Source organism: Colwellia sp. MB02u-6, assembly GCF_014077095.1.
Taxonomy (GTDB): domain Bacteria; phylum Pseudomonadota; class Gammaproteobacteria; order Enterobacterales; family Alteromonadaceae; genus Cognaticolwellia.
This window is the reverse complement of sequence record NZ_JACGVG010000015.1, coordinates 79827-92028: the sequence shown is the minus strand read 5'-3', so window position 1 is coordinate 92028 and position 12202 is coordinate 79827. Positions and strand designations below refer to the sequence as shown.

At 39.3% G+C, this 12202-nt stretch carries 9 protein-coding genes; 2 read left to right on the top strand and 7 right to left on the bottom strand.

What is annotated here, in order from left to right; genetic code table 11:
* Positions 1–659 precede the first annotated feature (659 nt).
* On the top strand, positions 660–1214 hold the full coding sequence (locus H4J46_RS00625; RefSeq protein WP_182231665.1) for a DUF4136 domain-containing protein: 555 nt from the start codon (positions 660–662) through the stop codon (positions 1212–1214).
* Positions 1215–1507: 293 nt separating this feature from the next.
* Here the strand turns inward: H4J46_RS00625 and H4J46_RS00620 are convergent, their stop codons facing one another.
* Positions 1508–2452: an alpha/beta fold hydrolase gene (locus H4J46_RS00620; protein WP_182231664.1), complete on the bottom strand. Its 945-nt coding sequence runs from the start codon at positions 2450–2452 to the stop codon at positions 1508–1510.
* A 287-nt stretch (positions 2453–2739) separates the two neighbouring features.
* On the opposite strand from H4J46_RS00620, the gene glnS reads away from it, so the two are divergent.
* Complete coding sequence (gene glnS, locus H4J46_RS00615; RefSeq protein WP_182231663.1) at positions 2740–4422, top strand: glutamine--tRNA ligase; 1683 nt, start codon at positions 2740–2742, stop codon at positions 4420–4422.
* 727 nt (positions 4423–5149) lie between these two features.
* Here glnS and trpA read toward each other — a convergent pair.
* Genes trpA through H4J46_RS00585 form a run of 6 tightly spaced genes read right to left on the bottom strand, consistent with a single transcriptional unit; the run spans position 5150 to position 12192 of the window.
* Entirely contained in the window at positions 5150–5977 is an 828-nt protein-coding gene (gene trpA / locus H4J46_RS00610; protein WP_182231662.1) for a tryptophan synthase subunit alpha, read from the bottom strand.
* Complete coding sequence (gene trpB, locus H4J46_RS00605) at positions 5977–7224, bottom strand: tryptophan synthase subunit beta (RefSeq protein ID WP_182231661.1); 1248 nt, start codon at positions 7222–7224, stop codon at positions 5977–5979. Before trpB ends, trpA begins: the two co-directional genes overlap by 1 nt.
* Position 7225: 1 nt before the next feature.
* On the bottom strand, positions 7226–8614 hold the full coding sequence (gene trpCF, locus H4J46_RS00600) for a bifunctional indole-3-glycerol-phosphate synthase TrpC/phosphoribosylanthranilate isomerase TrpF (protein WP_182231660.1): 1389 nt from the start codon (positions 8612–8614) through the stop codon (positions 7226–7228).
* On the bottom strand, positions 8614–9648 hold the full coding sequence (gene trpD / locus H4J46_RS00595; RefSeq protein ID WP_182231706.1) for an anthranilate phosphoribosyltransferase: 1035 nt from the start codon (positions 9646–9648) through the stop codon (positions 8614–8616). Before trpD ends, trpCF begins: the two co-directional genes overlap by 1 nt.
* Before the next feature lie 49 nt (positions 9649–9697).
* Positions 9698–10420, bottom strand: coding sequence for an aminodeoxychorismate/anthranilate synthase component II (locus H4J46_RS00590; RefSeq protein WP_182231659.1), 723 nt, complete (start codon positions 10418–10420; stop codon positions 9698–9700).
* Positions 10417–12192 carry an anthranilate synthase component 1 gene (locus H4J46_RS00585; protein WP_182231658.1) on the bottom strand — a complete coding sequence of 592 codons (1776 nt, stop codon included), beginning with the start codon at positions 12190–12192 and terminating at the stop codon, positions 10417–10419. Before H4J46_RS00585 ends, H4J46_RS00590 begins: the two co-directional genes overlap by 4 nt.
* Positions 12193–12202 lie beyond the last annotated feature (10 nt).

Genomic DNA, 12202 nt, shown 5'->3' with positions numbered 1-12202 from the left:
TTTTTTACTTTATTTTTACACACAATATCGCCCACACCTTGGTTTTGAGACCAAGACGAGAATGAGGAGAGATAGCAGCGTATTAACGAAATTCATATTAAAAAATGTTTGTGTAAAAAATAGTGACTACAGTTTTAAGGGGTTTGTCTAGATGTGTCAATATAAAGTTTATAATTTATGATTATTAATCATAAATTATACCAATTAAAAACAAAATTTGTCATTAATTGGTTGTTAATCTGACCATGCAATTATGGTTTTTGTTGCTTAATAGTTCAAGGTTACTTATACCAATCTCACTAATTTTTGATTATTTCTCCTCGTTTAAATAACCTACTAGCGCGTTATTTATTTAATAATTAGAACAAATAGTTGTTAAATAAATGCCTTATGTTTGGCTGTGTTTCCTGAATATGAAGTAGAGCCACTAATTAATGAAACTGGTATTAATAGTTAGGTTGAGTTATTAAAATGCTATTATTTTTATCTATACTTTATTGTTAAATTAATAATTTTATTAGTAAATGATCTGTTATTAGTCGTTATTTATTATTATGTATGTAGTGTAATGTCATTACATTTTTCAGTAGCGGACTAACATTTTTATGATAGGCTGTTATCTTAAGTTTTAAATACATCAAAGTTACTTGGAAGGATTTATGTTAAAAAATAAACTAATCATAATGTTAGCACTTGTTGGTGCAATGGCTGGCTGTGTATCAAACCAGCAAGCTAGAGTTGACTTTGATCGCAATAGTGATATTACTACCGCTGATTATAAAACATTTGCCTGGCTGAACGAGAGCAAGATTTTAGCGGAGTCTGTTGACGCTAACCCGGTGATGAAAGTAAGAATTGATAATGCCATTGAACAAGCTTTCATCGCTAAAGGCTATCAGTTAGTTAATGATGCAGAGCAGGCTGATTTCACCATTTCATATACCATGGGTAGTCGAGATAAAGTAAAAGTTGATACTTTACCTGTGATGTATCGTACCAACTTTATGTGGGGTAGTCGTTTTTACGGCGGCATGGGTACTGATACGCGCGTGCGAAATATTACTGAAGGAAAATTGGCAATAGATGTATATGATGTCAAAAGTCACCAACCGGTATGGCACGGATGGGCAGTCAAGCGTATTAAGTCGTCTGAACAAGACAACCCAAGTAAAGCCATTAAAATGGTTGTTGAACAGGTTGTTGCTCAGTTTTAGGCAACCTTATTTAGCATTGAGCAACGAATAACCTCTTTAAAAAGCGCAGATGATCTGCGTTTTTTTATTTAAAAAAATTTTAATAGTCTGTTGGTGTTACTTTTATTTTGCTGGGGTATAGGTAAACTCGATGCGATTACCGCTAGGCTCACGACTCATCATATGTATACTTTGGCCTTTACCGTTGAACTCAGGGAGAAATTCTATGATTATGCTTGGTATCGACTTACATCGCTGATGTAGCCCCTTTAGTCTTTCTTCATTTGAACATTCGTGTATATATACTAAGTAAACTACCCGTGCTTTGAAATTATTAAATCAGTAATGGCTTTTGCTGTTTCCAAGGGCTGCTCCATAGGAAAACAGTGATGTCGGCCAAATTTTTGCCATTGAATATTTTTATTGATTTTTGCTGCTCTTTTCACTGCTTTTGGAATAAAGAAATAACTTTTATTGGCCATTAATATCTCTACGGGTATCTTTATATTGTATACCGCTCGCCAGAGTCCCTTTGGATAAGAGCCAAAAATTGAAGCTTCCCAACTTGGCTGACAACTGAGCGTCACTGAATGTTGATGACTAACATGAGTGGAAAACTCGCAATAATCGCTTATTACTTGTGGATGCCAAGCTTTATAAAAAGATTTGCCAGCAATATTTTCTTTCATATTAGCCAAGCTTGGCCATATCGCTGTGCGATTAGCGACCGATCTGACTAATGAGCTTCTCCGCCATGCGCCAGTTGCCCGCATGAGTTGCTGCGCAATAATGATTTCAGTTTGAAATAAAACGGGATCGAGTAAAATAATTTCGCTGAACAAATCTGGATATTTAATTGCGGCTAGTAGCGTTATAACACCGCCCATTGAATGTCCAATACCCACCAAAGGACCATTTTCTTTAACATTGGCCTGAAGATAAATCGCATCAGCGATGGTATTGGCCATTTTTTGCCAGTTGGGCATTTGCGTTGTTGGCTGTGTTGAATAGCCATGACCTGGTACATCGGTTAACCAAATTGACCAATCTTTGGGTAATTGTGATGCCATGGCGGCTAAGGTCATGGCTGAAAAGCCAGTGCCGTGTAACAAGTGAATACGTTTAGCGTCTTTAACACCTGCGCGATAATAACCATTTACTGTCATTGCGCTGTTAGATTTTTGTTGCCATTGTTGAGTATTTTTCAGCAGTAAACTGTTAGATAAAAGTATTGTTTCAAAAGATGAGCATTCAGACATTAATATGGTTAACGATAAAGGAAAATTATAAATAACATAGCAATATACTGATCGGATGTGAATGTATTTTGCCTAGGTATTACACTTTTGATGATATTAAGCCGGGTATAAGTATTGGTGTTAACTAAGTGGAAGCTAGTGTGAAAACCATCCTTTAAGTGGACAAGTTCGATTATATTTCCCTTTCATCGCAGAATATATATTCTTTAGGTGGGCTCTGGTTAATTCTATTGATATAATATCTTTAATTATATTATTTAAACTTTAATCTTTTAGGGGTTCTGTGGATGTCGGAAGTAGAAAACCGTCCAACAAATTTTATTCGTCAAATTATTGATGCCGATCTTGCTAGTGGCAAGCATAGCCAAGTACAAACTCGTTTTCCACCTGAGCCAAATGGTTATTTACACATAGGTCATGCGAAATCAATTTGTTTAAACTTTGGTATTGCTCAAGATTACCAGGGTTTATGTAACTTGCGTTTTGATGACACTAATCCTGAAAAAGAAGATATTGATTATGTAAATTCTATTCAAGCAGACGTTAAATGGTTAGGTTTTGAATGGGCGGGTGATATTCATTATTCTTCAGATTATTTTGATCGTTTATATGGTTATGCTGTCGAGCTTATCGAAAAAGGTTTAGCCTACGTTTGTTTTTTAAATGCTGAAGAAACACGTGAATATCGTGGCACGTTAAAGCAAGCAGGAAAAAACAGCCCTTATCGTGAAACTTCAGTTGAAGAGAATTTGGCTTTATTTGAAAAAATGAAAGCAGGTGATTTCAAAGAAGGACAGTGTGCGCTGCGCGCTAAAATCGACATGGCGTCAAGCTTCATGTGTATGCGTGATCCCATTATTTATCGAGTTAAGTTTGCTCATCACCATCAAACCGGCGATAAGTGGTGCATTTATCCAATGTATGATTTTACTCATTGTATTTCAGACGCTATTGAAGGTATTACGCATTCAATATGTACGCTAGAATTTCAAGACAATCGTCGTTTGTATGATTGGGTTATTGACAATATTTCAATTGAAACTACCCCGCGTCAATATGAGTTTTCACGTTTAAATCTCGAATATACTGTGATGAGTAAACGTAAGCTGAACAATCTTGTGGAAGAGAAGTTAGTCAGTGGTTGGGATGATCCTCGTATGCCGACCATCGCAGGTTTTCGTCGTAAAGGTTTTACGCCTGGCTCGTTACGTGAATTTGCAAAGCGCATCGGCGTAACGAAAATGGATAATACAGTTGAAATGAGCGTTTTAGAAGCTTGTATTCGTGAAGACTTAAATGACAATGCCCCACGTGCTATGGCAGTGCTTGATCCTATTAAGTTAGTTATTGAAAACTATCCTGCAGATACAGTTGAAAACCTAAAGGTTAAAAACCATCCTAGCGATGAGAGTTTTGGTTCACGTATTGTGCCATTTGCTAAAGAGCTTTTCATTGAAGCGGAAGATTTTCGTGAAGAAGCTAATAAAAAATATAAACGTTTAGTGTTAGACAAAGCGGTACGTTTACGTGGTGCTTATGTAGTAACTGCCACCCGTTGCGATAAAGATGAAGACGGTAAGGTAACGACAGTTTATTGCCAATATGACACCGAGACTTTAGGCAAAAACCCCACTGATGGCACTAAGCCTAAAGGTGTTATTCATTGGGTTGCGGCAGCGCAAAGTCTTGATGCAGAAATTCGTTTATATGAGCGTTTATTTTCTGTACCAAATCCAGGTGCAGTAGAAGACTTTCATAGTGTAATGAACCCTGATTCCTTGACCATTATCACTAACGCAAAAGTAGAGCCACATTTGGCAACAGCGAAGCCTGAGCAAGCATTTCAGTTTGAACGCCAAGGTTACTTCTGTTTAGACAATAAAATATCAGCACAGGATGCAGAAAAAGGTAAGTTAGTATTTAACCGTACGGTAGGTTTACGTGATACTTGGGCAAAAATTTCTGACTAGTGGTTAGCTATTAATAAATGGCTCTGCCCCACAATAGGATTGTTAGGTTATAAAGTATACTTTTAAAGGGTGATTGTTTTGTAAGTTGGACTTTAGTCCGTCAACTGTTTAACCAGTGGTTAATCTGATGGATTAACTTTAATTTGCAATGGGTGTTTTTTTATCAGTATTTGTGCCGAGCACGGTTAAATTGCATTTAACTTGATGGATTAAAATCGAACCTACAAAGGCCTACATAAAACTTATGGGTGAACGCTTAGCGTTTGGTGATTTTTTTAGGTCGGACTTTAGTCTGTCAACTGTTTAGCCAGCGGTTAATCTGATGGGGTAGCTCAAATCCGTAACGGGTATTTTTGTCTATCGGCATTTGTTAGGAGCGCGGTGAAATTGCATTTAACTTGATGGACTAAAGTCCACCCTACAAATGCCAATATAAACCTTACAGGTGATCGCTTAGCGTTTGGAAACTTTTTTGTAGGTCAGACTTTAGTCTGTCAACTGTTTAGCCGGTGGCTAACCTCATGGGTTAACTCAGATCTGCCGCGGATATTTTTTATTTGGTTATGTGTTGAACACGTTTAATTTCAACTGACATGGAGCTTAATAAATAGTTATCCACCATGTTAGCAAATTAAGTAATAAAGAATAAAAAAGCTCATAAGGCAATCCTTATGAGCTTTGTTTAAAATTAATCGTTATTTTGAACTTTTAACTTTTAACTTTTAACTTACAGCTTAGTAGCCAGTTTCATTGCACTAATAAATTGCGTTAATTCTTTAAGCATATTATCGTTATCATCAATATTTTTTTCAATGATTTTAACAACGGCAGAGCCACTAATAGCGCCTTTTGCACCTGTTGCTAAAGCAGCTTTTACTTGTTCAGGTTTCGATATACCAAAGCCCATAACGGCTGGTGCAGCTTGGTATTTCTCCAAGATATGAATAAGTTTATGACCGGTCATTTCTGCCTCAGTTTCTGTGCCTGTAACACCCACTCGACTCAAAACATAAGTATAACCAGCGCCATATTGTGCCACTTTTTCTAAGGTTGCTTCGCTAGCATTAGGTGGCGCGATAAAAATAGGGGCAACACCATTTGCTATGGCCGCTTGTCTAAATGCCTCACTTTCACGTATCGGTAAATCAGCGATAAGGACTGAATCAACACCTGCCGAGGCTACATCACGATAAAAATTGTTGATGCCGCGGGCAAAGACTAAGTTGCCATAAAGTAACAAGCCAATAGGTATGTCAGGTGCATAGGCGCGAACTTTGGCTAAAACATCTAAACAAACATCAGTGTTAGTATTGGCTTTTAATGACCGTAGTGCTGCCATCTGAATGACAATACCGTCAGCGCTGGGATCCGAAAACGGCATACCCAGTTCTAAAGCATCAGCGCCAGCATCAATCAGTGTTTTAATTACAGCAAAAGATTGCTCAGCATTGGGGTCGCCGATGATAACAAAAGGGATAAAAGCCCCTTCATTTTTTTTGGCTAATTTTGCAAAGGTTTGGTCATAACGACTGCCAATTTCAGTTGCTTGCTTCATTATGCTTCTCCTCGATGTTTTACCGTACTTTTTTCAGCAGTCTCTGGCGATATAATCGCGTTTACATGAGCTAAATCTTTATCACCTCGACCTGATAAGTTAAGCAAAATGATGGTTTCTTCGGTCGCTTGCTCGGCTAACTTTAAGGCGTAGGCTAAGGCATGAGAAGGCTCTAATGCGGGAATGATACCTTCACTACGTGCGAGTAATTGAAATGCTTCTAACGCTTCATCATCGTTTATGGCAACATATTGTGCACGACCAGAATCTTTCAATTGTGCATGTTGTGGACCAACAGCAGGGTAGTCAAGGCCAGCTGATACAGAGTAAGACTCTTCAATTTGCCCAACTTTGTCTTGCATAATATAGGTATAGTTACCATGTAACATACCTTTAGTGCCAGCCACCAAGGTTGCACCATGGAGCGAAGTATCAGTACCCTTGCCGCCAGCTTCAACGCCAATAAGTTTTACACCTTCATCACCGATGAAGTCTTGAAACATACCAATAGCATTTGAGCCACCGCCAACACATGCAATAACGTAATCGGGTAATCGACCTTCTTCAGCTAGTAATTGCTGCTTAGCCTCTTCACCAATCATTTTTTGAAACTCACGCACAATGGTTGGGAACGGATGAGGACCCGCAGCAGTACCTAATAAGTAGTGCGCATTTTCATAATTAGCTGACCAGTCGCGTAAGGCTTCATTCACTGCATCTTTAAGTGTGCCGCTGCCCGCTGTTACGGGTATAACTTCAGCACCCATTAATTGCATGCGAAATACATTGGGTTGTTGACGCTGACAATCTACAGCGCCCATGTAAACTCTACATTTCAAGCCTAATAATGAGCAAGCTATGGCGGTAGCAACACCATGTTGTCCAGCGCCTGTTTCAGCGATTATTTCAGTTTTCCCCATGCGTTTTGCTAATAAAGCTTGTCCTAAAACTTGATTAGTTTTATGGGCACCACCATGGAGTAAATCTTCACGTTTTAAGTACATTTTAACTAATGGGTTTTTAACAATATTACGACACAAGCTCAGTGGTGTTGGGCGGCCGGCATAACTTGTCAGTAGTTTATTGAACTCTTGTAAAAAAGCTTCATCAGTTTGTGATTCAATAAATGCTTGCTCAAGTTGCTCTAAAGCGGGTACTAGTAATTCACCGACAAACATACCACCAAACTCACCAAAGTAGGCGGGTAAGGTTTTTTTAATCTGATTTTCAGTTGTTGCTTTTAACATGTTAATAATTCCGTATTTTGGCGAAAATTTGTTGAAGTTTATCGCGACATTTAATGCCTGGGCTTGATTCAACACCTGAGTTGATATCTAAGCCAAATAATTCTTGATTGGTCAGTTGCTGACAAGCTTGGGTGATATTATCGAGTGCTAATCCACCAGCTAAAAAGCAACAAGATAAGTCTTGTTCGCTACTCGTTAACGCTTGCCAATTAAAAGTTTCTCCACTACCGGCACTTTTACCGTCTAGCACAATATGGTCAACATTTTCTGCTAGTGTTGGCACCGTTTGCTCTACAGCTAATGCTTTAAATATTTGACAATTACTGGCCAGGTTTTCCCGCAAGTTATCAATGTATTCTTGATTTTCTTGGCCATGTAACTGAACGGCACTAAGCTGTAAGTCATGGGCTAATTCAAGTACTTTTTTCTGTGGATGATTAACAAAAACACCAACATACTTCATGCTTGGGTTTTTGTTAATAATGGCTTTTGCTTGAGCTTTATCGATACATCGAGGTGATTTTTCAGCAAAAATAAGGCCACCAAATTCTGCGCCCGCATCAATAGCAAAACTCGCATGATCTGGGCGGGTTAAGCCACAGACTTTATTATGACCAAATATTAATTGTCGACAAGCTAGGTCAATATCGTCTTGAGCCATGACAGAACTACCGACTAAAAAGCCATCAACGGCAGGCGCAAGTTCTCTTACTTGTGCGTTGTGATAAATGCCCGACTCAGAAATAACGATACGATCATCCGGTAATGTAGGTGCTAAGTCAAAGGTACGTGAAATATCGGTAGAAAGATCACGTAAATTACGATTATTAATACCAATAAGTTTTGCGTTTAAGGTAATGGCGCGTTGACATTCTTCTTCATCTGACACTTCTGTTAAAATAGCCAAATTCAATGACCGAGCAACCGCTGCTAGTTCATTATATTCTTCATCATTTAGTACACTTAACATCAATAATACGGCGTCAGCACCATAGTGTCTTGCCAAATAAACTTGGTAGGTGTCGAAGAAAAAATCCTTATTCAGTACTGGGCAGCTTACCAAGTCACTGACTGTTTTGAGATAACTAAAGTCGCCTTGAAAATATTTATGTTCGGTCAGTACTGAAATGGCGGCGGCATATTTATCATAAATAACGCCAATTTCCCCAGCATTAAAATCTGCTCTAATTATACCTTTTGATGGAGAAGCTTTTTTACATTCTAAAATAAAGCCTGCCTGCGGTTTCTCTGCTGTGCGTGTTAATGCCTGATACATGTCTTTTTTTGATGGCGTTAAGCCATCAATAAAGCTGGCTAAAGGCAGATCTTTTTTTAATTGTGCTATCTCAATACGTCGATTAGCGACGATTTGCTCAAGAATATTACTCATTATGCTGCTCCGGAATTTGATAGTCGAACTAAGTCTGCTAAGGTTTTGGTTGCGGCACCAGAGGCCAGCACTTGGGCAGCATGTTGCGCCGCTAATAATAAGGTATCTGCTTGGCCATTTAATTGCTCACGATGCAAATAAAGTAGCGCGGCGCAGTTAATTACTACTGCACTCTTGTGTGCTTCTAGGCCTTTACCAGCCAATATGGCTTGAATAATATCGGCGTTTTCTTGTGGTGTTCCACCTCTAATATCAGCTAAGGTATAATTTTTCAGACCAAAATCTGTAGGTGATATTTCTTTTTCAACTAACTCACCATGATTGATCTCAGTAACCTTTGTTTTTCCGTGTAAAGCTATTTCATCTAAGCCGCTACCGTGAACTACCCATGCGCGCTTAACACCTGTGAGTAATAAGGCTTGAGCTATCGGGTTAATTAGCTCAGGGATATAAACACCGAGTAACATAATATCTGGTTTTGCAGGGTTGACTAATGGGCCTAAAATATTAAACAGTGTTCTAATCGCCATGGCTTTACGAACAGGAGCAGCATGTTTAAAGCCACTATGGTAAGCCGGCGCATATAAAAAGCAGATATTGGCTTGTGCCAAACATTGACTAGCCACTTCAGGTGACATGGTTAAATTAACGCCCAAAGCTTCGAGTAAATCAGCAGAGCCCGACATACTCGAAACACTTCGATTACCATGTTTGGCCATTTTCAAACCACAAGCCGCTGCTAAAATAGCTGCTGTGGTGGAGATGTTAATGGTATTGGCACCGTCACCACCAGTACCCACACAATCAGCAACGCTGTTGGTTTGGCTTGGAAAAACGGTAGCATTTATGCGAATAGCAATAGCCGCGCCAGCAATTTCAGCTGGTGTTTCACCTTTTATTTTTAATGCAGTCAGTATCGCGGCTAATCGTTCAGGGGCAACATGGCCGTTGATCACTTGTTCAAATACATTTTGGCTTTGCTGTTGCGTTAATGAATGACCGTCGATTAAGGTATTAAGTGCACTATGAGTCATGTCATCGTTACTTACTGCCTGAGAATTTTGTAAAGCTGTGCTACTAAGTTCAGTGGTTGTCATGAGTATTCCCCTGTGCTTTATAAAGGCTTTTATTCGCTAAAGCTGATAAATGACGTAGGCTTTGCGCTAATAAGTTGGTGCCAAATGTGGTGAGTATCGATTCAGGATGAAACTGAAAGCCAATGGCGGCATCAGTGCTATTTTCAATGGCCATAGGTAAAATAATTTCTTCATTGTTGTACAGTAAACTCACCTGTGCGGTCATGGTTAATTTTTTAGGCATAACACTAGCAACCAGCGAATGGTAACGCGCCACAGGTAAAGGGCTAGCAATATTGTTGAAAGCGCCTAATTGGTTGTGGATGATGTTTGATGATTTACCATGGACTACTTCAGGTGCACGCGTTATAACGCCGCCATAATGTTGAATTAATGCCTGATGTCCCAAGCAAATACCTAATATAGGGAATGTTCCCGCGCAAAGTTTTAGTAACGCCATTAAACAACCGGCATGTGTTGGATCGCCTGGCCCAGGTGATAGTACAAGAATAACACCTGCGCTGTTGCTTTGCTGCTTCTCTTGCAGCTTTTTAAAAATAAAGTCAGCACTTAAGGTATTGCGATAGATGGTGTGTTGATAGCCCAAACAGCGAAATTCATCCACTAGGTTATAGGTGAATGAGTCAAGATTATCTAGCATGACTATCTCTGGCAGAGAGTCGCACAGAGACTCTGGTAAAGAGCTGGATAAAACGTCAGATGATTTCATGATTTAACCTCCGGCTGTAATGCTTCGCTATTCACTATCGTTTTAGGCCTTTTTTGATGAGAAATTATCAAGACTTTACCTTCTGCTTCCTTAATTGCACTGATCACCGCTTGCGCTTTTTGTCGGGTTTCGTTGGTTTCTGATTGCGGATCAGAATCAAAAACTACGCCGGCACCGGCTTGAATTTGTGCACGCTTATTTTTCACAAATGCTGAGCGAATAACAATGCAGGTATCCATATCACCTTCACCCGTTAAATAACCCACGGCTCCGCCATAACTACCACGGCGCTTGCCTTCAACTTCACGTATTAATGAGGTTGCTTTTACTTTTGGTGCGCCTGACAAGGTGCCCATATTCATACAAGCTTGATAAGCGTGCAGCGCATCTAATTCATCTTCTAATGTACCGCAGACACGAGAAACTAAGTGCATAACATGGGAATACCGATCAACCTTTAATAATTCAGCTACGTGACGAGTGCCAGGTTGGCTAACGCGTGCAATATCATTGCGGGCTAAATCAACCAACATAATGTGCTCGGCTAACTCTTTTTTGTCTAATCGCAAGTCTAATTCGATACGGCTATCCAAGTCAGGTGATAAGCTGCCATCAGGATTAAACCCCCGTGGTCGGGTACCGGCAATAGGATAAATTTCTACTTGTCTGTTACTTTGTTGATATTTAAGTGCTGACTCTGGAGAAGCACCAAAAATACAAAATTCACTGTCTTGCAAATAAAACATGTAAGGACTTGGATTACTCTGTTTTAAGGCTTTATAAGCATTAAGGTTATTTGAGCAAGTCAGGCTAAAGGTGCGAGAGGGAACCACCTGAAAAATATCACCGGCTAAAATGTTCTCTTTTAAGTCATTCACTATTTGGCAAAAAGCGTCATCGTCGATGTCACATTTTAGTGTATTATCCTGACTTGCACTGACTGTTGAATTAATGTCTGGAGCTTTAAGCTCAAATGTCGCTGTTATATCAGTACATAAAGTGGCTTTTATTTGTTTGATTCTAGCTAATGCGGCTGTTTTGGCTGTTTCATAACCTGTGCCGGTAAATTGGTTAGTAATTACTTCACTTGAGCGTTTTTCATGATCAATAATAATCAGAGTTTCTGCAAGGTAATAAACAAAGTCAGGACAGGAGTTTTCGCTATCCTCAACTTTGGGCAACGATTCACTTATGGCCATCATATCGAATGCAAAGGCGCCACCAAGAAATACGGCGAACGGGTGTTTGTTGATATTTTTCAGCTGATTAAACAAGCGCAAACTTTGAAATGGGTTAACAGCCAATAGGCGTGAACGTTCATCGAGTTGTTCAGTTACTTGTGCAAAGCTTGCGGTGAAAGCCTGGTTGTCACCGGTAATCGACGCGACTGATGCTAAGGCTTGCTTGGCAAAGGTAAGAGCATTTTCGCCGTTTTTACTTAAGGCAGTAAAGCTGACTATATGACCATGACAAACAATTTTAACTGCGGTATCGGTTAGCAGTAAACTTTTCAGTTGATGCTTTTTATCAACTTCTGCTGACTCTAGTAATAGGGTGTTTTCTTTGTCAGCGCAAAGTGTGTGAAAGACCGCAAGTGGATCATTTTGATAACTTAACGTATCGGTAATTGTAACTACAGCACCAGACTCTTGATGGTCGTGTGCAGTTTTTAATGGTATTTTTTTAGTATTTGTTTCAGTATTTGTTTCAGTATTGTTTTGGGCGTTTTGTTCGATTGTTTTTTCGGTGTTACTTTCTTGGGTATTGCTCATGGGTATTCCT